The following is a 24641-nucleotide window of genomic DNA, read 5'->3' as shown; positions in this document are numbered from 1 at the left end:
TTTGCAAACGTTTAACTTTGGCACATAAATGCAAGCACCAAGGACGCGAGCGGCGGGCAACAGCCACTCCCTTTACTGAAAGATCATGACGATCTCGTCTTCGCTTAGCAACTTCCACTGACCGGGTGCCAAGCTATCAGGCAGCGACAGGCCGCCCATGCTTTCGCGGTGCAGTTCCTCGACGTGGTTTCCGGTGGCTGCAAACATGCGGCGCACCTGATGATATCGACCTTCGGTTACAGAAAGCAGGGCTTCGGTTTCCGAGGCGACCTCCAGTTCGGCAGGCGCCAGCGGCTTATCCTCACCCTCCAGCATCATGCGGCCCGAAGCAAACTGTTCGCCTTCGCTGCCATCGAGCGGGCGGGCCAACTTGGCGCGATAGATCTTCTTGACGTGGCGCTTGGGGCTGATGACCCGGTGAAGCAGATCGCCGTCATCGGTCAGCAACAAAAGGCCCGACGTTTGCTTGTCCAAGCGGCCAATGGTCGAGATCGCCGGAGTACGCCGCCTCCATCGCGTGGGCAGCAGGTCATAGACCAGCTTTCCGACTTCCTTGTGCGAACAGGTCACGCCCAAGGGCTTGTTCAAAAGAATGACCATGCCCGGGATGGGATCAACCGGATCGCCGTCAACCATCATGCGCTCTGGCAGATCCGGCGTTACAGGGATACGCCCGCTGACATCCAAAAGCGGGGCTGCGTCCAGAGTGATGCCCCCCGCAATCGCCAAACGTGCCATTTCCTTGCGCGAGCCATAGCCCATCGAAGAAAGCAGTTTGTCGACGCGAGATGTTGGGGTCTTAGCCATAGCAAGTCATTCCTTATGTAGCTGAATAGCACCGCGTTTCTTAGACGCCTTTGTTGTTCAGTTTCTGCTGCCGTTCGAACTCAATTGGTGACAGCATTCCATTGTGTGCGTTCTGGCGTTTCGGGTTGTAGAACATCTCAATGTAATCGAACACATCCAGCCTTGCTTCTGCGCGCGTTCGGTAGGTTCGCCGACTGATCCGCTCGCGCTTGAGCGAGTTGAAGAAGCTCTCGGCAACGGCGTTATCCTGGCAATTACCTCTTCGGCATCATCATGCATCGCCAGAAGCAGATCAATCGGTCACAGACCGCCGCGTGACTCTTAGAAGGGCACCAATTGTATGGCTATCCGAGTGAATCAGGACTGAGCTGCCCACCGAAATTCGGACACAGACATAAGCTACTACTTGCAGTCTGCTAGTCTTCGACGAGAAGGAGATCAGAGATGTCGAAGCGGAAACAGCATGCGCCTGAGTTCAAGGCGAAGGTCGCGCTGGAAGCCCTAAAGGGTGAGGAGACGGCCGCCGAGCTTGCGAGCCGGTTTTGTGTGAATCTGTTACCGGCAGGTGATTGCGAAGCAAACACCGAGAGGCGACTAATGATCCATCAGTGGAAACGCGCTCTACTCAAAGGCGCTTCTGGCGTGTTCGAGCACGGGAGCAGCAAGAAGGCTGCGATTGACGCAGAGCAGGTGAAGGAACTTCACGCCAAGATTGGGGATCGAGCCATTGGGACGCCATTGGTCCGAGAGACAATGGCGAGACGGTGGCCAATTCTTCTTGGAGCGAAAGCTGAAGCCTTGGGGAGGGAAGTGAGGCGTGACATGATCGAGCCGAACCATCCGAACTTGTCCATCGGCCCGCAATGCAAGCTGCTGTCGATCGTACGCTCATCCTATTACTACGAGTCGAAGGGCGAGACCGAACAGAACCTCGACCTGATGCGGCAGATCGACGAGCCGTTCTTGGAGACCCCAATCTTCGGCGTTCGGCAGATGACCTGGCATCTGCGCAATGACGGCCAGATGGTGAACGAGAAGCGCATCCGGCGACTAATGCGGCTGATGGGCTTGATGCCGATTTACCAGAAGCCCAACACGAGTAGTTCGGCGAAGGGCCACAAAACCTATCCCTACCTGCTCAGAGGTCTGCGGGTAGAACGCCCAAACCAGGTCTCCCTCTCGGGATCATGCTGCGCATGACCCTGACGGGCAATGGGTATTCAGACATCACCTATCTGCCCATGCGGCGCGGGTTCCTCTACCTGGTGGCGATCATGGACTGGCATACCCGCAAGGTTCTGTCTTGGCGGATCTCGAACACACTGGAGGCGGACTTCTGTGTTGACGCGCTGAACGAGGCCATCCACAAGTTCGGGCCGCCCGAGATAATGAATACCGATCAAGGATCCCAGTTCACATCCTTTGCCTGGACGGATCGGTTGCGGCGATCTGGCGTGCGGATATCCCCTCTCGGGACATTGCTATGCAATGCCCTGCCGGGCAGTGAATGGAAGGGAAAGGCCGGTTCCTCCCCTCTCATGGTTTGCAGGCAAACCATTGCCGGGCAGCGGACAACATCTTCATCGAGAGGCTCTGGCGCACCCTGAAATACGAATGCGTCTACCTGCATGCTTGGGAAACCGGATCAGAGACGAAAGCGGCCATTCGGAAATGGATGACCTTCTACAATCACCGGCGCCCGAATTCTGTTTTGGACGGCAGGCCATCGGCGCTGGTATATTGACAGAGAAATAATATCAGCAAACCGGATCTGCAGGTGCAAAGAGTAGCTTAATTTACGCCAGATCCTGTCCAATAGATGGGGAGTAGCTCAGAGCGCACTGGGCTGGATCCGCGGGCAGCGGCACATCGCCCGAAGCGAGAATAGTCCGCGATGCTCGGCAACGAACGCGTATCTCACGTTGCATCCCTGGCGAAATACGCGCTCGCCATTGTCCTCGGACCTAAGGCGGGCACTGGCTCGCCCATTTTTAAGATATCCCGCTCCTCTGTCACACGCAGAAGCTCGCGCTTCAGACGACGGATCTCGGCGTCCTTCTCGCTGTCGCCTGACACCGGCTTCGCAAATTTGCGCTTGCACGCATAGAGAGAATGCGTGCTCACACCCAACCGCTCCGAAGCCGCCTTCTCGGGAAAGCCCCGTTCGGTGATTTGCTAGACAAGGACATGCTTGAACTCGTCTTCGAAAAAACCAGTGCCCATCATCGCCGCCTTGCCTCAAAATTAGCGAAGAAGGCGCCCACAATACACGGGGCTATTCAATGCACTTCAAATACCTAGACCGAGCCTCGCTGCGACATTGGAGCGGATACCACCAGCAGAGCTGCGTCGAGACGAGGATAAAATGTGTGAAGCTCCCGAACTGGCGCCTCATGCCACAGTACCTTTGACTTCAAGTCGCCGAGATTGAGGTCAGCATCGCCATCGTGAACGGCGACACTTCACTAGGCGAACCTGCCTCAGGGACCGTGCAATGAGGCCGTCTGGGATAATGGGAACCTTGAAGCGCCGTCGATTTATGCAATGGATTCATCCCGATCTAACTAGCTGTGATCGATTTTTGATCGTCATGGAAATCCTTACCATCGAATTTCGCTGATAATAAAAACATTTCTTATCTCCCCAATAGAAGGTCATTGCGATTTTGCAAATATCTAATTAATACTCCCCCATAGGGAATCCTTTTTTGTTTTTTTCGTGCCCTGTTTGATTCCAAATAATGTAAGTGTAATTTAATTATATAGGAACTCGATATGGCGGTCGATGAATATAGCAATACCTCAGCCGTAGCTGCTGGGCTGGACGAATTGGGTATCCGTGAGGATCTGGTCGCGAATATTCTGGAAGATTTGGGTGACGGTACAACTGTAGTTGTACTTAATCCTGGTGATGCAGTCCCCGAGGATGCCGATCTCGTCGTGCGTGACAATGGTAATGGCACCATCACTACTGAAGTTGTTGGCTCGGGTACGGCTACGACAACAGGTAACTCCGATGACAACGTTATCGATCTTCGATCGACTGGCGCTAAAGGGACCGATATTCCTGACGCAGTTGTTGCCAGCGGCGCGGGTGATGACGTCATTAAATCTGATGCCGGTGATGACGAAATTCTGGCCGGTGCGGGTTCGGATAAAGTAGACGCCGGTAGTGGTGCAGACTTTGCCTTTGGGGCAAAGGGCGACGACGCCCTGCTCGGCGGCAATGGTAATGACACCCTGAAGGGTGGCGCTGGCGACGACGTTGTTCGTGGCGAAAAAGGTGCCGACGAGCTCTACGGTAACGGCGGGAACGATACCCTTTGGGGTGGCGATGGCCACGATATGTTGGACGGCGGCAACGGTGACGACCAACTTGGTGGCGGCTCGGCAAATGACACTCTGTTTGGTATGAACGGTGAAGACCTGCTTAACGGTGGCGGCGACGATGACGCGCTGTACGGCGGTTTGGGTGACGACACTCTGAACGGTGACGCTGGCAACGATTGGATCGAAGGCGGCGGTGGCGATGACGAGTTGAATGGCGGCGCCGACAGCGATACGCTCTATGGCGGCAACGGTGATGACTGGATCCGTGCTGGAGGTGGAGACGATCTCCTGTATGGCGATAACGGTGACGACGTCCTAGATGGCGGCGCTGGTAACGATACCCTCTACGGTGGTTCGGGCAACGATGAGATGTATGGCGGCCGTGGCGACGATACCTTCTATGTATCGGCAGACGGTGATGACCAAGTCTGGGTTGACGGTAACGGTGGCTACGATGTCGTTTATATCGCCGGTAGCTCTGCAGATGCATACATTGACTATCAACCCGATACCATTACGACTATCGCTTTCGAAAATGGCAATGTGTTCGCCTTCGTTTCGGTAGAGGAATTCGTCTTTGAAGACGATATGGACACCGACGCATAAGCTGTGTCTTTCAAAAATCAGAGCGAGGCTTCGGCCTCGCTCTTCTTTTTATTTTAAATAATCATGTGGTGTAATGGACACGGCCCATATTTTGAGCCTGTTTAAAAAGGGCCAGTACCTCAGAGCATTGATTTGCTTTCATCAGGTTCACAAGGATACGAAGCAGCTTTCTGCGCGTGACCTGATGCTGCGTGCGCGCATTCTTTCTAAGCTGGGGAAAACAGCTGAGGCTCTGGAAGATATAGACAGTGCGCGGCTGCTAGAAGGAGCTGACCCCGATATTCAAGTTATCGCTTGCGCGCTTGGCCAAGAAAAGCGGCCGGAGCAAACTCACGACATAGCGGTTCAGATCCTGTTGTCGGAAGTCAGTCTGCCATCTCATCGTAAAGCAGCGATACGGTTTTTATTACCAGAACGTTTGCCGCTGATCCTGCAAACGCCATTGAAGGTTGTAGATCGGATTACCCTTGTTTTTCCCGCCGGAGAGCAGGCCAAAATCACACCTCGTGAGGAGGGTGATTTCCCAGAGGTCCTCGGAGCACATCGAAGTGGGGATCAATATATTGTCGCGCAGGATCATTATGTTGCCAAAGGAACCGATGCCGAGCGGATCGTTCAGATAGAAGTTGGCGCACGAGAGAAAAGCATTACGGTCCTGCCATTCGTAGAACTGGACCCAGCATTGATAGGGGCCGGGTCTAAGAAGAGAAGCCGCCTCTGGATTATCATGCCTGTTCATGACGGCGGTAAGGTGCTTGAGCGCTGCTTGGACAGTGTCTTGAAAGAACTGAAGCGCACCGCAAAGGTTCGGCTGGTTATCGTGAACGACGCATCGAGGGAGCGCTCAACAGAAAAGCTCCTACGAGCAGTGTCTGAAAATCGCAGAGTTACAGTCGTCCACTCCCCAAGATCTCTTGGATTTGTAGGGGCAGTAAACTTGGGGCTTCGCTCAATCGGAACGGGTCCTGTCTTGCTTTTGAACTCTGACACGTATCTGCCCAAGCACACGCTTTCGCGAATGCTAGAGCACTTGAATGAACCTGATGTGGGAACTGTAACGCCGCTTTCCAATAACGCGGGAAGCTTCTCAGTTCCCGAGCCTCTGACAGCTTATAAGATGCCCTCACCGGCGACAGTCGAGGAATTGGCCAAGTTAGCGTACAAGCAAAACGCCGGAATCTCCGTTGATGTTTTGAACGGAAACGGCTTTGCCATGATGATTTCTGAGAAATGCTTACACGACACGGGCTTTCTCTCGGAGGATTTTGGCGCCGGATACTACGAGGAAGTGGACTTTTGCATTAGAGCATCCGCGAAAGGCTATCGCCACCTCGCAGCGGTAGATTGCTTTATTGGTCATGTTGGTGGTGTGACTTTTGGAGAGGAAAAGAAAAATCTCATTTCGAAGAATGGCCTAATTCTTTCCAGGAAATATCCATTTCATCATCAAGCCTACGCTCGATACGCACTGATCGATCCTCTGAAGATTTATAGATCACATCTTATGGCCTCCACTAGTTGGCGGCCCCGAAAGCACTCTGGGGATGATGCTCTAAAGCCGCAGATAATAAGAGAAATTGATTTGATCGATAAAGTTGTCATTCCCGTATTAGGGGAAGTCGATGATGTATTTTACTCCAAGCCATTTTCAGAAATCATAGTTCTTCCTGAAGATGTAGCTGAGGTTGGCGCGCAAAAGTTACGATCCCCAAAAGTGATACATTTACAATATTTAAGAGAGTTTTCACAGTTGACCCTATGGGGCACTGAAGTGGAGCCAATAGCTTACTTGGATCTAAAAAACTCGTCGCAGAAGTCAGTAAACGATTTTGAAGAAATCGCCCTAAGGTTACTGGGGGTGCGCCAAGATGCAGCTTGAATCGAACGTAGAATTCTACAAGCCAGGATATATCCGGGGATATGTCATTGACACTGAATCCCAAGGTGTCCGTTGGGCAGTTGGCCTGTATCACAATAATATACTGTTCGGTACGTACTATGCAGACGAATACTTTGAAGATTTGAGCTTCAAGGATACCGAGATGAATTTAGATCGCATTCCCAGAGATTGCGCATTTGAATTCAATCTGAATAAAGCTTTTTTTGAGAAAAAAGACAGGCTCTCTATTAGAGTTATCAACACTGATCACATAGTTTGCGACATCTGCCTATCAGACCACACAGAGTGGTGGGATGTAGATGGGCGGTTCCCGCTCGGCCATGTTCGTCATGCGAATGGTCTGACGCTGACCGGATATCTAAATGATGCAGTCACTGAGCATCCTTCTTATGAGATCTTAGCCTATGATGGGGATACTGTTGTAGGTCGATCGCGAATGTTTCGCTGGCAGCATATTGGAAACCCGCGCAGCCCGCACGGTCAGCGCGTTGGATTTGACCTGCTCGTAGATCCAAAATTGGCAGACGGCGTCCCGAGAAAGCTAAGAGTTGAAACCTCGACTGGTCAGCCGCTCAACGGTAGCCCAGTCGATTTTCTTGCATTCCCGAATAGCATGCGGAACGCTTGGCTGGATGCTGATGGACGTCGAAAAACGAGCGCCTCCGACATGGCGTTAGACAGGATCCTCGAGAACAGTGTCCCGCTCACCTGCTATAGCGACATATATTCAGGGCTCTCTAGCTCCATCATCTCTACAGAAGAGCTAGTTCGGTTTGGCTCGGATGGGTTGATTTGGGATATCCCAGAGAGCGACTGGAGCCTTATTTGCAGTTCAGCCGTCACCCCGAGCAGAGGCATTCTTCAATGGCTGCCAACTGAGGCATTAGGCATTGCCTACTTTGATCTCTGCGCGTGTAAGGGCGATGTATACTTCCCAATGCTCTTTCCAGCCTTCGATCTTGAGAGGCTGCTTGAACAAGGCTACGCTGCGCAGTGCTTTGCTGTTCCCAGTTGCGAAGTCGGCAAAATACTTTCCTTCAATCCAAGATCATCGTTCGAGTTCTTTATTAAGATGATGACGGATTTAGACTCCGACAGCATACTTCACATCCCACATCCCGGAGGTGTTCTTAAGGAGGATTTGATTAATCGCTCTGCGAGTTTACACAAAGAAGTCTTGCAAGATTTTCTAGCCACATCCCTAAATCCAACTCACATAGTGGAGCTAGAGGGTGTTGTATTTCCCGCTGTTCAGATCAGCAGAGAATCAAAAGACCATGCAATTAGCGTAATCATCCCAACACGCGATGAAGGTGAGATGCTGAAGAAATGTATCTCAAGCCTGATCTCGAACAACGCAGCATATGATCTTGATATTATCGTTGTTGATAACTGCTCAAAAGACAAAAAGACCGCAGCCATATTCCTAGAGCTTGAAGCTCAAGGTGTACGCATTCTAGAATATGATGATGGCTTCAACTTTTCGCAGATGAACAATCTTGCAGTTGAATATGCACGCCATGAACAGCTTTGCTTCCTGAATAACGACGTGTTTTTCCCAGAAGCGGGAGTATTTGAGGAACTCTGTGGTCGTCTGAGCGACCCAACGGTAGGGGCAGTGGGACCTCTCATGGTGCGAGGCTCCGATATTATTCAGCATGGTGGAGTCGTGCTCGGACCGCATAGCGGAGCAATACATGCTTTCGAGGACCGTATGCGAGGGGACCCTGGGTACGGGGAAATGCTACGCGTAGCTCATGAATGCAGTGCGGTCACTGGGGCTATGATGCTTACTCGCAAGTCATTGTTCCAAGCTCTTGGTGGATTTGAAGAAGCCCTTTTCGCCGTGAACTTTAATGACGTCGATTATTGCTTGCGCTTAAGAGAAGCTAATTATCGAGTAATTTTCAGCCCTCATTGCTATGTTCAACACTTTGAATCTGTTAGCCGTGGTGCCGAAATTCGAAGCCCGTCCGCCAATCGCATGCGCCGAGAAATAGATAATCTAAGGCTTCGTTGGCGAGATGTAATTTGGAACGACCCGTTCTCTCATCCACTCTTATCAACAGATACTATGCCGTATCGGGCTTTAAGTTCGCAACATCGAGCACCAAGCATCCGTTCTAATAAGATAAAAAAGAACGTAGATTTGCCTGCCTGGATTTAGGAATAACTTATGTCGAAAATTTTTTTGAATCTAGGATCAGGTCCTCGGGCTGCAATGCCAATAGGAAGCGAACTTTTCCAAGGTTGGAGAGAGGTGCGCGTAGATGTCAATGAGGAAGCTAAACCTGATCTAGTAGCATCCCTCGTGGACTTAAAAAGCTTCGTACAAGATAAGTCCGTAGATATTGTGTACTGCTCCCACGTGATTGAACATTTTTACTCACATGAAGTACCGATTGTACTTTCTGAGATTTCGCGCATTTTGAAAAATGACGGCATTGCAGTATTTAAATGCCCAGATTTATCCCAGGTTAAAGATCTTCTAGACGCTGATAACCTAGAGAAGACATTATACGAGTCTCCTGCAGGATCCATTTCTGTCTTAGATGTCCTTTATGGACATAGGCAATCGATATCCAACGGCAATCCGTTTATGGCACACAAATCTGGATTCACGGAAGAGTATTTGGCCAAGCTTCTATTAGATGCCGGATTTTCAAAGATCAGCACTCAGAAAGGGAAGTCTATTGACTTCTCTGCGAAGGCAAGCTTTCAAGAAAGTGTATATGAAAGTCATTATCTGAAGCTTATTTAAAACAAGGTAATTAAGAGCATAGGCATATATAATGTTGCACCAAAGAAGCAAACTCTCCCTGCCTGCCGGATTTGATCGCATTATTCTTTACCCTGACTGCGCATTTGCATGGGGCGACAAGAAAATTGTTGCGGATTCGTGTTTATCAATTAATGGAAATATTTACAAATTTTCGGAATCTGGAGAATGTAAAGAGCTTGCAATTGAGCAGGCGCACGACATTGCATTCAAACTAAGTGAAGTATCAGCTCGCGACATTGTATCAAGAGAAGTCGCGAAAGTTACTGCGTTTGTAAATAAGCTTGAGGATTGGTCGCTACCTGATTCCAATACTTTACAAATTCTTGTTAATGATTCCCATCGAAGTATGGAAATACAAATTTTACCACTAACGACGATTTCCATGCAGCCGGGCAAGTATGAGTTAAGCTTTCTTGCTGCGACCCATCATTGTGATGTTACGGTGATTTTAGAATACCTCGCGGATGGAAAGCTTGTCAAAGAAGACACTGTTCGGATTGAAGCAAGTTTCATTGGTGGCCGCGTTAGGGAGAAATATCAAGAAATCGTCTTTAATACCGAAGTTGCAGACCCAGGCGTCACTTATCAGTTTCGAATGAAATTAATTTCATCTGGACAATTGATCGATAGCAATCCCAAAAACCCATTTATCTTTCTCGCAGATTTAAAATTTTGCAGCAGGAATAGCGGTACTAACTTAGCCTCAGGCGGACTAGAATTTGGATTCGCAAAAATCACCGGAAAAAGCAATTTTATTAGCACTGCTCCAATTTCGTCAGAAGCCAACGTTAACGGCATACATCTACGATCTCCTTCAGGGGAAGTGTGTCTACTGGATTCCAAGTCTTTGAAAATAAGTATGCTGGAAAATCAGGGGCATACACTTATTTTTTCATCAGATTCTCCCGGAATTTTTAGTGTATTTATAAATAACAGACTTTCAACAAAGGTTTCCTTTGGGGACGCTCCCTGCTCTATAAAGTTGCCTAACGAATTCTTAACAGGGGAGATGGTTTTCCTTAAAATATGTGACGAATGGGGAATTCGTACATTCTTCCAAGACTACATTGTTCTGCCAAAGATACTTACGCCTCACGAAGTTATGTTGCGTGAAAGTCGTCCGCCATTTCCCAGCGTTCCAAGCGCAATAGAAAATTTTAGATACAAGAGCTTAAAGGAGCATCTCAAGGCAGGCTCTGACAAGGAAATACTTGATCAATTGCCATGGGCACTACAGGTGCTTGAAGGAGGGTATGAAAATGTACAAATCAAGCCATTGTCTTTTCCCAAGGTAGACCAACCTGATGTATCTATCATCATTCCAGCCCACAATAAGGTAGAGGCGACCTACACAGCGCTGTGCGCATTATTACTTTCTTATAACAAGTCTAAATTTGAAGTAATTGTCGTTGATGATGCTTCCGATGACGATACCATGAGCCTGCATGAATACGTCAAGAACGTGACCTTTATAAGAAATGACGTTTCTCAGAGGTTCATTAAGTCATGCAACGCTGCAGCTAAAGTAGCGTCTGGAAAATTTTTGGCATTGCTAAATAACGACACAGAGCCAACATGTTTTTGGATAGATGAGTTACTTGAAGTATTTAACCGCTTTGAAGACGTTGGGCTTGTAGGGTCTAAGTTAATATATCCTGATGGCAACCTCCAAGAAGCTGGTGGAATAGTCTGGAAGAGTGGCAACCCTTGGAACTATGGAAAGGGGAAAAATCCTTGGGATCCAAGGTTTAATTACGCTAGAGAGGTAGACTACGTTTCTGGTGCAGCTATGCTGGTAGCCAAAGATTTATGGGAAAAACTTGACGGGCTTTCGTCTTATCTGGAACCCATGTACTTTGAAGATACGGACTTCGCCTTCAAGGTGCGAGATGCTGGCCTAAAGGTATTTTTTGCCCCGTTCTCTGTCGTATATCATCATGAGGGATTGACTTCAGGAACAGATCTTAATTCAGGGCTCAAGTCCAATCAACTTAAGAATGCTCCAAAATTCAAAAAGAAGTGGATTCAAAAGTTTAGAGACCACCCCAAGGAAGGCACCGATCCAGATTTTGCCAAAGATAGTGGTATTCTTGGTCGTGTCCTTTTTTTAGATTACGCCACTCCCAGACCAGACTTGGATGCAGGATCATATGCCGCGCTTCAAGAAATGTCCCTTGTTCAATCTTTGGGGTATAAGGTCACCTTCCTTCCAATTAATCTAGCTCACCTGGGCGAATATACCTCTGAGCTTGAAAAATCTGGAATAGAAACAATTTACTCCCCGTTCGCATTGAGTGTAGATGACTTCTTGAAATCGCGCGGTGAGGAATTTGATATTGTTTATATAACGCGATATCATGTTGCAATTGACTTCATTCGGAAAATTCGAGAGAGCTGCCCACATGCAAAGATTCTCTTTAATAATGCTGATCTGCACTTCTTAAGAGAGCTTCGTGTCGCGAAAGCAAAAAGCGATCCTGAGCTACTTAAGGCAGCAAAAAAGACCAGGAAAGAGGAAATGTCTGTCATTGAAAATGTTGATGTTGTCTTTTCTTACAATGAATTTGAACATGTAGTTATTGAGAGCCATACAAATAAGAATGTTAAGGTTCTACTTGCGCCATGGGTGGTATCCAGCCCAAGCGAAGTTCCAAGTTTACACGGGCGTGTCGGATTATCTTTTGTTGGAAGTTATCAACACTATCCAAATGAAGAGGCCGTAAAATGGTTCGCCTCAGAAGTTTGTCCACTTTTGAATGGGAATAGGCAAGATACGCATCTGCATGTATATGGCTCCGGCATGAAAAAAGGTCTTAAAGACCTTAATTCAGATTCTATTTTTGTTGAGGGATACGTTTCCAATATATCTGATGCCTACAACAAGCATAAAATTTTCATTGCACCTCTAATCTCTGGCGCCGGAATAAAAGGGAAGGTTCTTTCGGCTATTTCTCATGGCATTCCTACTATCGTGAGCCCCATCGCGGCTGAGGGGATAGGACTACGAGATGGCTCAGAGTGTTTGATTGCCAGTTCTCCACAGGAATGGATTAACTGCATTAATAGACTTAATACAGATGAAGACTTATGGAGCGATCTTTCTAATGCTGGACGGAAGTTTACCTTAGATCGATACTCCTTTGAAAGAGGTCGAGTTCACATGAAAGCTGCTTTCGATTATCTAGGGTGCTTTAATTATCTAGAATAATCGCTTTGATTTTTTTGGTGTGGATATTTTCAAATTTACTTCACAAATTTCTCAAGGTAAGATATGTTTGCAGTCACCCCCGTTATCCTCTGTGGCGGATCTGGCACGCGGCTGTGGCCGCTCTCTCGAAAGAGTTTTCCGAAGCAGTTTTCACCGCTGATCGACGGAGGAAGTCTGTTTCAGCAGACAGCGAAGCGTTTGAGCGGTGTTGATGGACAGATCGGCTATGGTAAGCCGTTGATCGTCACAAATTCTGATTTTCGATTCATTGTTGTAGAACAGCTGACAGAGTTCGGTATCGATCCGGAGGCGGTCTTGATTGAGCCGGCTGCGAGGAACACTGCGCCCGCAGTGCTCGCGGCAGCGATCTATTTGCAGAGACAAAATCCGGATGCGATCATGTTGGTCGCTCCTTCTGATCATGCGATGCCGGATGGCGACGCGTTCCGTGCTTCGGTTGCCAAGGGCATCGAGCCGGCGAAGGAAGGTAAGCTTGTTCTTTTTGGCATCCAGCCAGACCGTCCTGAAACCGGATACGGCTATCTCGAACTGGATAGCGTTTCGGATGAGGGCGTTTGCTCATTGAAGCGCTTTGTCGAGAAGCCTGATGCGGAGAACGCGACACGGATGTTCGCCGAGGGCGGCTACCTGTGGAATGCGGGCATTTTCCTATTCCGCGCCTCTGATATTATCGCGGCGTTCGCAGAGCATGCGCCGAAGCTCATGGCGCCTGTGGAACAGTCGGTCCACTCGGCCAAAGCTGATCTTGGCTTCCTGCGTCTAGCGGCCGAGCCTTGGGATCAGGCTCAGGATGTGTCGATCGACTACGCGATTATGGAAAAAGCGTCGGATCTTGCGGTTGTCCCCTATGACGATCTGTGGTCCGATTTGGGCGGCTGGGATGCGGTCTGGCGCGCGATGGATCAGGACGATGACGGGGTGGCTGTCACCGACCGCGTCACCGCGATCGACTGCAAGAACTCGGTCCTGCGCTCGGAATCACCGCAGCTGGAATTGGTCGGCATCGGGGTCGAGGATATCGTCGCCATTGCCATGAACGACGCCGTGCTCGTGGCCCACAAAGACCGCGCCCAAGACGTCAAACTGGCGGTCTCCGCGCTGAAGAAAAAGGCCGCGATCCAAGCGGAATCCTTCCCCAAAGACCACCGTCCTTGGGGCTGGTTCGAAAGCCTGGCTGTTGGCTCGCGCTTTCAGGTCAAACGGATTCACGTGCACCCTGGCGCGTCGCTGTCGCTACAGAGCCACTTCCACCGCTCCGAGCATTGGATCGTGGTCGAGGGCACCGCACAGGTTACCGTCGATGATGAGGTTCGCCTCGTGACCGAAAACGAGTCCATCTACGTGCCGCTTGGGTCCGTCCACCGGATGGAGAACCCCGGCAAAGTTCCGATGGTACTCGTCGAGGTGCAAACCGGCTCCTATGTCGGCGAAGACGACATCGTCCGTTACGACGATGTCTACTCTCGCGGGCAGGGTGCCAAAGGGTAAACACTGCAGCCCTCAGTATACGATACCTGTCGCGGAAAATGACATTTTTGGAAGACTCAATATGAACGAACATCCCACGCATAAAATTTCTGACATTAGCTATACTTGGAATATGGGTGCCTACGAAGATGGGTGGATCGCAACAGCTGCAAGCATGACTCTTCACAGAGCGAAAGGCCTCACAGCTAGTCTATGGTTACCGGAATTAGACGAGGCAAGAGAAACGAAACGCGTACAATTTCTCCTTAATGGCCTGCTTATCCATACAGCAGAAATTGCTCGTGGCGAGATATCAGAGGTAAAAATTGAATTTCCAGATCCTGTAGTCGGATCTGCAAATATTGAAATTCTTTCGGAGTACAAAGAAGATGCTGAGGGAGATGCCCGAAGGCTAGCGTTCCACTGCAGAAGCATTGACATCGATTTTTTGGATGGTGACGGCTTGGCTTCTCTCGAAGCTGGCAATTCTAATGTATCGGGGACCACGAAAAGAAACAAAATTATTAATGAAAAGAGGAAGTACTTTGTATTTCCTGATTATCGCGCGACCAACCCATATCAGAAAATGATTGAGCAACATCTACCTGAATCATACGACATCAGATATAGCGATATTGATGGCGCTGTCGAGAACTTGATGGCAAGTCAAATTGTTGCTCAACACCCTGCGACTTTTCACCTGCATTGGTCTACCTCTGTAATAGCTCCAGCGGAAAACGGACCTGATGCAAACCGACGTGTGACTGCATTCCTTACCAAACTTGATTCTTTCATCAAGCTTGGGGGAATATTGATATGGACTGTCCACAATACTATTCCGCACGACGCAAAGTATTTGCAAGCCGAAGTCGAATTAAACCAAGGGATATCGGATCGAGCGCACCGTGTGCATGTGCATTCAAGGGCAGCGTTGACTCAAATTGAAGAATACTTCTCTATTTCGCCTGAGAAGGTTTTGGAAATTCCACATCCTAGTTATGTTGGCGTATATCCAGATTATGTTTCACGCGAAAGCGCGCGACGCGCATTGGGCATTAATCAAAGCGTCCCAACATTCGTTTTCTTTGGTCAGCTACGCCCCTATAAAGGACTCTCACAACTTCTGGCGTCTGCAAAATCACTGAGAATAAAAGGCTATGAATTTCATTTGATAATAGTCGGCAATCCTGTCCACCCTTACACTATTGGAACAGTATCTCAGCTAGCGGCGGATATGGATAATGTCACGATAATTGAGAAGTTTGTTCGAGACGAAGAAATCCAAGTTTATTATCGTGCAGCGGATGTTGCAGTCTTTCCATATAAATCGATCCTGACCTCGGGATCCGTCCTTGGTGCATTATCGTTTGACACACCAGTTATAGCCCCAAACTTTCCAGCAATTTCAGAGCTCTTGAAGTGTGGTGAAATAGGTTGGCTTTACGATAGATCGGCGCCAGGTGCTCTAACGGGCGCTATGGAAGCAGCCCTAAATGAACCGAGTAGCTATCTTAAAATGGCGGATGCAGCAGGGAAACTTTCTCATAGTTTGAACTGGGGCTCTTTTGCGCAGAAACTTGATGGCGCAATACAGTTAAGCAGTGCCAAGGCATTGAAGACAAGGGTCAATGGTCAAGAACGTGTGGTATTTCCAATTTTGCCACACAATCGAGGCACTGCTTCCGAGGGCACAGGAGTAGTAATCTTAACCTATCGGGAGCTTGATGATCTCCGTCGTTTACTTGAAACGTTGAATAACTCTGAGGAGAAAGATTTCCGAGTTTACGTAGTTGACAACGGATCCAATAATCTCTTCGATTATGAATTTAGAGAGCTAATTGATCGATATGACTTCATCATAGAAATCTATCGAAGCCATGAGAATTTAGGATACGCTGCGGGTAATAATATCGGCATTTGTCTGGCTAAAGAGGCTGGGCACGAATTCGTATGGATTCTGAATCCAGATACTGAAGTTGAGCCGACTGCCTTTGGAAATCTACGTAGTTATGCGCTGTCAACCCCAGATGCCCACGTAATAGGACCTAAAATATTAAAAAATCGCAAGAGTCGCTTGGTGTGGTCTGCCGGAGGGCAAGTAAAGTTCGCAGGTGGTACTCGGACTGACCATCTCTATAATGGTATGGATGAAGGGGTTGTACCTGACACCCCTTACACAGTCGAATATCTAACTGGTGCAAGCCTTTTTTGTCGATCAAAGATCTTCGAGGAAGTTGGTTTGTTTCCTGAAGATTATTTTTTGTATTTTGAAGAAACCGACTGGTGTTTGACTGTCAGGCACGCGCTTGGAGATGTTTTACATGTATGTCCAAGTGCAATACTGTTTCACGACAAGACGTCAGAGAAGGGAAATCTCCCTGCAGACTACTATTTTTATTATTTAATCAGAAATATAGTAACATTTACACGTAAATTTTCACCTGCGCATGAGGTTGAAACAATTGATTATATCAAAGCGACCTTCGTTTCGGATTGGCTAGAGCGTATTAAGAGTCGCGATCCATCAAGGTACGTCGAATATAAGAAGATTTCTGAAGCAGCTTTGATGGACGGAGAAGATGGTCTCACTGGTCCAAAATGGAACTTTACGGTTCCGGAAAGAATGTCTTATGGCTACTACTCCGGAAACTTGAAGGCCACCAAGGGCGGTAAAATATTTGGATCTCTGACGCGAGAGGATAATGGAAGTGCTCCAATTTCTGGTGTGGTTTTAATTGATGATCAAGTCATTTCGGCAGTTGGCAACGCAGCTAACTCACACGATATAAAATCTGTTGATTTCGAGATCTCAGGGGGAGCGTATCTTAATGATGGGCTTCCGCACGAAATAAAGCTAGTCTCAGGCTTGGGAGAGATCATAGCTGAAACGAAATACTATGTACCACATGATTTCGAATATCGAAGCCGAATTGAAGGTATTCGTAGTATGGCCATTCGCGGCTGGGTTTTAAACAGTACAAACTTTAACGAGCCCGTCGAAATAGATGTCTTTGAGGGTGATCGCTATCTAGCGAGTGGTTCTGCCAACCAATTTCGAGCAGACCTTCAACAAGCAGGCAACGGACGTGGACATAATGCCTTCATTATCAGGCTTCCTTTGTGTGTTCTTGATGGAAAGCGCCGCACCCTGACCATAAAGCTTGCAGCAACAGGACAGGTTCTCCACAAGCGCGAAGTAGATTGCAACCCTCCCGCCAAATCTCTTCATGGCAATAATTTTTATCAAAAAGAAGAATGGTTATTTCACCACCGAGAAGCGCGATTTGATCAAAAGGATTCCTTGGTAAGTAGCTATATCGATGCTCGCAATATTAATCCCATTCCCATTGCGGAAGAAAATATCCCTAAAGTAAGCGTCATAATGCCCGCTTATAATCGCGCTGAAACAATTGTTGAAGCCATGATATCTGTCTTCCAGCAGTCCTATCCAGACGTAGAATTGATCGTTGTTGATGATGGAAGCAGCGATGATAGCGCCGCTATTGCTATTTCGACGGCCGAAGAGCATGGTGACGGTCGCTGTCGCGTAATTAGTTTGGAAAAAAATTGCGGCGTATCTCATGCACGAAACGTAGGTTTGGAGAACGCGCAAGGGAATATTATTGCATATTTAGATAGTGATAACACTTGGCAGAAAAACTACTTATCGGTCATGATCGCGCGAATTCTAGCGTCCGGCGCGCAAACTGCCTATTGCGCTCAACTCATTCACCAAGTGCGTTACGATCGCGACGGATCGGTTTCAGAGCCAGTCGTAATACGGGGTGGTGAGTTTAGCTTGGCTCAGATTGAAAACCGTAACTTCATTGATTTGAATTGTTTTGTCCACAGCAGAAATCTATTCAAGCTCTATGGTGGTTTCAACGAAGGTATGACGCGACTTGTCGATTGGGAACTAATCCTGCGTTACTGCAGGGCCTCTAAGCCAATTTATGTAAGAGCACTTTTGTCAGACTACTTTATGGACAAGGTCAGCAATCAAATTACGCGAATAGAAGATCATGGGTCAAACCTATCCATCTTGAAGCAAACAATTAATAGTGCTGCACCTTTCATTCTTTCGAACGTGCAAGACAGCGATATTGCTGCACATCTCATTATACCGATCTCAGATCGCTCTTCTTGCAATGATACTCTTGTTGAACGCTTCTCCGGGAAATCAGGTGTTGAGAAAGTCACTTTGATATATGTTGGGGAAAGTGACCAAGGCCTTCAAGATACCTATAATAAGTTAGGTAATTCCCACTTTGAGGTAGCAAAGTTAGAATCTTGGGAGTTGCTGTCAAAGATGTTAGTTTCTGATTGGACTGGAGAGCAAACGCACATCATTTTTGCGCAACCAAATGTGATTTTTGAACAAAATGCGATAAAGTTTCTATGTGATGCTTCAGCTGGAAAATCACGTGCGAGCTTGGCTTTGCCAACAATAATGGGCCCGATCGGTGATCACTTACGTCAGCGTTTTTCTTTTGCTCAAGGCCCTTTGACCTTTCCGCAAAGGCCACGAGAGTACGCGTCGAAGGGACCGGAAAATCAGGACTATGTTTTTTACACTGATCGCATTCAAGAATATTGTTTCGCCATGCGGTATTCTTGCGCGGATACAATACTGAATTCTATGGCGCCGCCATCATCTTGGATAGATTTCTGCGATCAGATTGAATCAGGAATTCATCAAATCGGAGGAGACTTATTGATTGATCAACGTGCCCGTATGAATTTAAATTGACACGGAATTCTATATGTAGAATAGGTCTTTCCCTCTCGTCCTTGAACTGGCTTTACTTGACCCTTGTAGAAGGACGCCGATCACCTTTCGAATTCAAGTAAAGCTTGAAAGTAAAGGTAGGACGGGAGGAAAATGGAGTGTTTAATTGTTCCAAGTCGTTCTTTCTGTTTCTGGCAGCAGAATTTTCTCGGCATTCAGATATTCGAATAGAGAGAATTATTGAGTTTTTGCGTTGCGATAGGCCTAAGGAAAGTAAGATGGCTTGGCTTTGTCAGAGACATTTTTTACTTATGATTGGATGAATTTTATTTCCTAGAGTTATCGAAGTTATGTACTAAGAAAGGCCCAGATGGTTCAGTCTGTTATATCTGAAGTCGAAAATCGAAAGAATATCGTAGTGTATCCACATGTGAGCACTTTTTCCGGCGGGCCAGAAGCTGCTGGCCGGCCTTGGCATGCAGATAAATTCGTTTTGGGGAAACCAATTAATGCATTTGCGGTCACGAATGAAAACCTGAAGGTTGAGAGGAAGCTTGAGGGCCATTATCTATATGGCGGTCCGTTGAAAATGCATTTCGGCCACTTCATTATAGATGCTTTGCCTCGGCTCTATGCCTACGATCAAAGTTATGATGGGGTAGTTTTTTCATGTTTTCAGAACGAAAAATTTACGCCTGGATTCATTTTTGAGTTTTGTGAACTAGCTGGCGTACCAAAAGAAAAAGTTTTTTTTCTTCGCACTTCGCATTTGGTACAGTCTCTAGACTTCCCTTTTCCTGGTCTTCGTGCAGGCATGATGCCCGAATCTTGGTATTTGAAGTGGCTGGAGAAACATTTTCCTCCTGACAGTACAATTCCTGAGCCATTCCTTTTTTACGGCCGAACCCATCTTGCAAACAAAGGATCTTTGATCGGTGAAGGCTATTTTTCAAAAATGTTACAGGACAACGGTTTCGTATACACGAGGCCTGAGGATTCTCCGAGTATCCGTTCACAGGTCGCAATGATCACGCGTGCTAAGAAAATCGTATTCACGGAAGGAAGTGCGATCCATGGAATTGACCTGTGTGGCTCGGTGGGTAACAGCATTTTCATGATTCCTAGAAGACCACGCGGAGATCTGATTTTCGGCCCAAGCATTTCAAGCAGAGCCAGTTTTTTCTATCTTGGACACAGCGCAACAATCGTCAGAACGGTGGGTCGCAACGGCAAAAATGGTCCTAACTCTCCAAGTTACTGCTTGAACCCCGATTCAATTTTTTCTGAGATGAAAGCGCATGACCTTGTCATGGGGCAATTTTCTCTACGAGATTTTCTTATTTTTGAACGGCGCGAAGCGGAGAAATATTGGGAAGATACAGTCGTTGCCGAACAGGAATTGCAGAAAATCCAAACTATGCGTGCTGAGTGCTTTAATTAAGGTCAAGACAGAGGCGGAAGGTGCTTGCGATGAAAGTTTTGGTCGTCGGAACCTCGAATTCCCTTTTGAGTGGGGGGTGGTATGATGGTTTCTGTGCTGAATTGCCATCGGGGTATGAGGTAAGCCGTATCGCCTTAGGAGGTGCTCCGTTCACTCAATTCTTTTCCACTTTGAGTGACATTGAAAAAAGTCAAGCTGATCACATCATTTTGGAATGTTCAGCCAATGATGAATCTTACCCAACGCACGTTGGCAGCGAAATTTTCTTTGATAGGCTTTATTTCATGCTTTTGTCGAGTTTGCGATCATTTGCGCCGGTCACAGTACTGCGAATTCCACCTCTTAAAACGCTTGACACTATGCCACCGCTAGTAACTCGTCAGTTAGATTTATGTCACCAGACCGGTTGCGGCATTTTTGATGCTGCGCTGAGAATTAGGAATCTTAGGAACGATAATGTTCCCCTTTATATTGACAAGCATCATCCCAATATCCCAGTTGCCAATCAAGTGGGCCGCGAATTTGCCGTTTGGCTAAAGATGCATTTTGACGGTGCCCCAGCGCCGAGCGAATTGCGCAACTACACGAGTTCTGTACGTGTAATTACCTTCGATCGACCCGATCTCGCGGATAGTCGAATTGAAAATAGCTTAATTCAGGAAGATTTCAAGATTTTGGCGCCCGGCAGCGTCGTGCGACTCGCCCAAACTGAATTCATTCTAGGATTTTTCGTGAATTCAGGTGAAACGCGAGGTGTCTTGCGGCTTCATGGTCCAAAGGATACCAAAGATCTCTTCTGCTACTACATGGATCCGTCGAACCAGAACGTGAAACGTTTTGTCCCTCTACCGAACGGGATGTATATTCAAAAACTTAGTAGCCATTTTGCACACCAAGCTGTTTCCTTAGCCTTGCATACAGATATGTTCCATATCGAGCATAAAATTGCTTTGGGGCAAATTGTTGCAATTAGGCTTGTATGAAACCGCCATCCTCATCAAGTCCTCGCCATGCGGACGCCTGCTTAAACTGAGCAGAAAACGCTGGGTCATTGCATTCGTTTGCAACTGAGCCCCGGTTTCGATACCACTGATACGCAGAGAGATTTTTTAGACGAAAAATCGTTTGCAGACCCCAAGAACAGGAGTGGGCGCATGACACCCAGAGTCGTTTATCTTCATGCTGGGCACGGAAAGACCGGCAGCAGTTTCCTGCAATCCTGTCTGGCGATGTCTAGCGATGTACTGGCGGCCCAGAAAATCCATTATCCGGACCTGACGAACAGCTTTGCCAATGCGCGGGCCGGTCGGATTACGGCGGGGAATATTCATACCGGAAAAATGGCCTTGCTGGAGGCAGTGGAAGAAACCTGTCGACATCTGTCCGAAGATCAGGCCGTCTTGTTCTCGCATGAAGAGTTGTTCGCCTACCTAAACGGCGGGAATGCAAAAGCGTTTCTCGAAAAGGTCCGGGATGGCGAATTCGATCTGCGCGTTCTGTGTTTTATTCGCGATCCGCTGGAACATGCGGTTTCCTTGTACCAGCAGACGGTCAAGCGATCCGGTAATACCGACAGGTTCTCCCAGTTTCTGGGAAACTACAAGGTTCCCCGGGAAGTCAAGAATTTCGTGACCACGCTGAATGAGGCGGGAGCGAAAGTCTCGATCCGAAATTACTCTCGGCACAGCAAACGTCTGGCCGGCGTGACCGAGGATTGGCTGGGGCTGCAACAGGACAGCCTGAACCAGCCCGAACGTCTTGTAGTCAACCGCTCGGTTACCAATGGGGAGCTGGCGCTGCAAATCGAGTTCAGCAAGTTTCTGGGACGGCGTGCCTCGGTTTTGATCAGCGACCCCTTGTGCAACAACCTGCCTGATGTTCGGTCGGAATATCCGGCGATCTCCCGCGAAGAACTGGAACCCTTTTTGGCCAGAATGCGGTCTTCGATCAGCAAGGTGAATCCTGTCATCCCGGCGGACGAGGTCTATTCGGTACCAAGCACAGACGACGCGATCAAGCGTTTCCCGGACCCCGATGACTCAATGCTTTACAGCTTTTCGCGTGAGCAGCTTGAGGTGATTGCACGGAAACTGTCCCGAGAGCTGACCAAGCTGAATTGGTAGAAATATTCTGAAACTCAGGTCTCTCGTAACCGGCAGGTTACTCTGTATCCGGCGTCTGCGTCCCATTGAGATTTGGGGTTTCCGATCTGCGCCTGAATGAATAGTCCCTAGTTTTTTAGACGCCTTTGTTGTTCAGTTCCTGCTGCCGTTCGAACTCGATTGGCGACAGCATGCCGTTATGCGCGTGCTTGCGCTTCGGGTTGTAGAACATTTCGATGTAGTCGAACACGTCCTGCCTTGCTTCTGCACGCGTTCGGTATGTTCGCCGTCTGATCCGTTCGCGCTTGAGTAAATTGAAGAAGCTCTCTGCGACAGCATTATCGTGGCAATTGCCCCTTCGGCTCATCGAGTGTTCCAGTTTGTGGGCGCGTAGAAACGCAGCCCAATCCATGCTGGTGAATTGGCTGCCCTGATCCGAATGAATCAGGACCTTGTCGCGGGGTTTCCGACGCCAGATCGCCATCAGGAGTGCCTGCAGAACCACATCGGTCGTCTGCCTGCTTTGCATCGACCAACCAACGACCCTTCTGGAATAAAGGTCGATGACGACAGCCAGATACGCAAAGCCTTCTTGGGTTCGGATATAGGTGATGTCTGTCACCTGTTACCCGGCAGGCGATTGCCTAATCGCCGTAAGGGCAAACATTGTCCGCCGCGGCAACGTCAAACTGGCGGTCCAGTGTGTTATCCACGATGATTGATGGCTTGCCACCATACCTGCCGGGACGGCGCTTGTAGCCAATCTGCGCTGTGATCCCGGCCAGTCGGGTCAGACGTGCCACACGGTTCAGGCAGATGCTCTCTCCTTGCTCAAGAAGGTCGTCATGCAGTATCCGGTGCCCGTAAACCTTGCCGCTTTCAACCCATGCTTCTTGCAGCATCGCAGTCTGGCGTTGGTCTTCGATAGCCCTGCGGCTCAGAGGGGCCTTCAGCCACGCATAGAAACCACTCGACTGGATCCGCAAGCAGCGGCAAATCGCCCGAACCGAGAATAGTCCGCGATGCTCGGCAACGAACGCGTATCTCACTTTGCATACCTGGCGAAATGCGCGGTCACCTTTTTTAGGATATCCCGCTCCTCCGTCACACGCAGCAGTTCGCGCTTCAGACGACGGATCTCGGCATCCTTTTCGCTGTCGCCTGACACCGACTTCGCAAACTTGCGCTTCCACGCGTAGAGCGAATGCGTGCTGACACCCAACCGCTCCGAAACCTACTTTACCGGATAGCCCCGTTCGGTGATCTGCGCGACCGCATCGCGCTTGAAATCGTCTGTGAAATTCCCTGTGCCCATCATGGCCTCCTTGCCTAAAAGTTAGCGAAGAAGGCGTCCACAATACACGGGGCAATTCACAGCTCAATATTGAGCTGGAGGAAATACGATTCAAACTAGATCGCGGGTTTTTAACCTCTGCATCAAATACGCACCATAATCGTTCTTTTTGAACAGCTCTGCACGCGCTTGCATCTGCTCTCGATCAATCCACCCTGCGTCATAGGCAATCTCTTCTAGGCAGCCTGTTTGCAGTCCTTGGCGCTTGGTCAATGTCCGGACAAAGTTCCCCGCATCCAACAGTGATCCATGGGTGCCAGTGTCTAGCCAAGCATAACCGCGGCCCATTGTTTCGACACGAAGCTTGCCTTCGTCCAGATACATCTGCAACAGATCGGTAATCTCCAACTCTCCGCGGGGAGAGGGTTTGACTTGGCGAGCGCGTTCTGGCGCAGAGCTGTCCAAGAAATATAGACCTGTGACAGCGTAGTTCGACGGCGGCACAGACGGCTTTTCAATGATTTCACGTGCAGTACCGTCTGCGTCGAAATCAACCACACCATATCGTTCGGGATCAGACACGTGATAGCCGAACACGGTGCCACCATCTGCATTTGCATCAGCTTGGGCCAATAGACCTGGCAAGCCATGACCAAAGAAGATGTTGTCGCCAAGCACCAATGCGGACGGAGCACCATTCAGAAACTCTTCAGCAAGGATGAATGCTTGTGCCAGACCATCTGGGCTAGGCTGCACGACATAGGTCAGTGAAATGCCCCACTGGCTGCCATCCCCTAGGGTGCGTTTGAACTGATCCTGATCCTGAGGCGTGGTGATGAGGCAGATCTCGCGGATACCGGCCAACATGAGCACCGAAATCGGATAATAGATCATCGGCTTGTCGTAGATGGGGAGCAGCTGCTTACTCACACCCATCGTCACCGGATAAAGACGG

At 48.6% G+C, this 24641-nt stretch carries 12 protein-coding genes and 4 pseudogenes; 11 read left to right on the top strand and 5 right to left on the bottom strand.

The genetic code is table 11. The annotated features are described in order from the left end of the window. Positions 1–72 precede the first annotated feature (72 nt). Both HJ536_RS19170 and HJ536_RS19165 read right to left on the bottom strand, forming a co-directional pair. A complete protein-coding gene (locus HJ536_RS19170) occupies positions 73–807 on the bottom strand; it encodes a pseudouridine synthase (RefSeq protein ID WP_177159022.1) in 735 nt (244 codons plus the stop codon). A gap of 40 nt (positions 808–847) precedes the next feature. Continuing rightward, a pseudogene (locus HJ536_RS19165) lies at positions 848–1072 on the bottom strand (IS3 family transposase); the annotation flags it as partial. A gap of 179 nt (positions 1073–1251) precedes the next feature. Between HJ536_RS19165 and HJ536_RS19160 the strand changes: the two are divergent. Then, positions 1252–2551 (top strand): annotated as a pseudogene (locus HJ536_RS19160) (IS3 family transposase). A gap of 96 nt (positions 2552–2647) precedes the next feature. Here the strand turns inward: HJ536_RS19160 and HJ536_RS21010 are convergent. Then, positions 2648–2979 (bottom strand): annotated as a pseudogene (locus tag HJ536_RS21010) (IS3 family transposase); the annotation flags it as partial. 602 nt (positions 2980–3581) lie between these two features. Here HJ536_RS21010 and HJ536_RS19150 point away from each other — a divergent pair. The 10 genes from HJ536_RS19150 to HJ536_RS19105 all read left to right on the top strand — a co-directional run bounded on the left by HJ536_RS19150 (position 3582) and on the right by HJ536_RS19105 (position 22413). Next, a complete protein-coding gene (locus HJ536_RS19150; RefSeq protein ID WP_177159020.1) occupies positions 3582–4742 on the top strand; it encodes a calcium-binding protein in 1161 nt (386 codons plus the stop codon). A gap of 73 nt (positions 4743–4815) precedes the next feature. Beyond that, positions 4816–6621 carry a glycosyltransferase family 2 protein gene (locus tag HJ536_RS19145; RefSeq protein ID WP_177159019.1) on the top strand — a complete coding sequence of 602 codons (1806 nt, stop codon included), beginning with the start codon at positions 4816–4818 and terminating at the stop codon, positions 6619–6621. Then, entirely contained in the window at positions 6611–8809 is a 2199-nt protein-coding gene (locus HJ536_RS19140) for a glycosyltransferase family 2 protein (protein ID WP_177159018.1), read from the top strand. The genes HJ536_RS19145 and HJ536_RS19140 overlap by 11 nt, the downstream gene beginning before the upstream one ends. Before the next feature lie 9 nt (positions 8810–8818). Continuing rightward, positions 8819–9403, top strand: coding sequence for a class I SAM-dependent methyltransferase (locus HJ536_RS19135; protein WP_228028824.1), 585 nt, complete (start codon positions 8819–8821; stop codon positions 9401–9403). A gap of 31 nt (positions 9404–9434) precedes the next feature. Further along, the gene (locus tag HJ536_RS19130) at positions 9435–12632 is read left to right on the top strand and encodes a glycosyltransferase (protein WP_177159017.1); all 3198 of its coding nucleotides are present in this window, start codon (positions 9435–9437) and stop codon (positions 12630–12632) included. Positions 12633–12695: 63 nt separating this feature from the next. Beyond that, positions 12696–14141, top strand: a complete 1446-nt coding sequence (locus HJ536_RS19125) for a mannose-1-phosphate guanylyltransferase/mannose-6-phosphate isomerase (protein ID WP_177159016.1) — start codon at positions 12696–12698, stop codon at positions 14139–14141. Between the two features lie 61 nt (positions 14142–14202). Further along, on the top strand, positions 14203–18870 hold the full coding sequence (locus HJ536_RS19120) for a glycosyltransferase (protein ID WP_177159015.1): 4668 nt from the start codon (positions 14203–14205) through the stop codon (positions 18868–18870). Positions 18871–19219: 349 nt separating this feature from the next. Next, positions 19220–20290 (top strand): glycosyltransferase 61 family protein, encoded by a 1071-nt coding sequence (locus HJ536_RS19115; protein ID WP_177159014.1) that lies wholly within the window; start codon positions 19220–19222, stop codon positions 20288–20290. A gap of 29 nt (positions 20291–20319) precedes the next feature. Beyond that, positions 20320–21273, top strand: coding sequence for a hypothetical protein (locus tag HJ536_RS19110; protein WP_177159013.1), 954 nt, complete (start codon positions 20320–20322; stop codon positions 21271–21273). Positions 21274–21444: 171 nt separating this feature from the next. Further along, positions 21445–22413, top strand: coding sequence for a hypothetical protein (locus tag HJ536_RS19105; protein WP_177159012.1), 969 nt, complete (start codon positions 21445–21447; stop codon positions 22411–22413). 115 nt (positions 22414–22528) lie between these two features. Here the strand turns inward: HJ536_RS19105 and HJ536_RS19100 are convergent. Further along, positions 22529–23707, bottom strand: a pseudogene (locus HJ536_RS19100) (IS3 family transposase). Positions 23708–23797: 90 nt separating this feature from the next. Continuing rightward, on the bottom strand, positions 23798–24641 hold an 844-nt coding region (gene rfbA, locus HJ536_RS19095; RefSeq protein ID WP_177159011.1), incomplete at its 5' end, for a glucose-1-phosphate thymidylyltransferase RfbA.

Origin of the sequence: Donghicola mangrovi, from assembly GCF_013377535.1 — a bacterium.
Lineage (GTDB): Bacteria > Pseudomonadota > Alphaproteobacteria > Rhodobacterales > Rhodobacteraceae > Donghicola > Donghicola mangrovi.
This window is presented reverse-complemented; position numbering and strand designations above follow the sequence as displayed.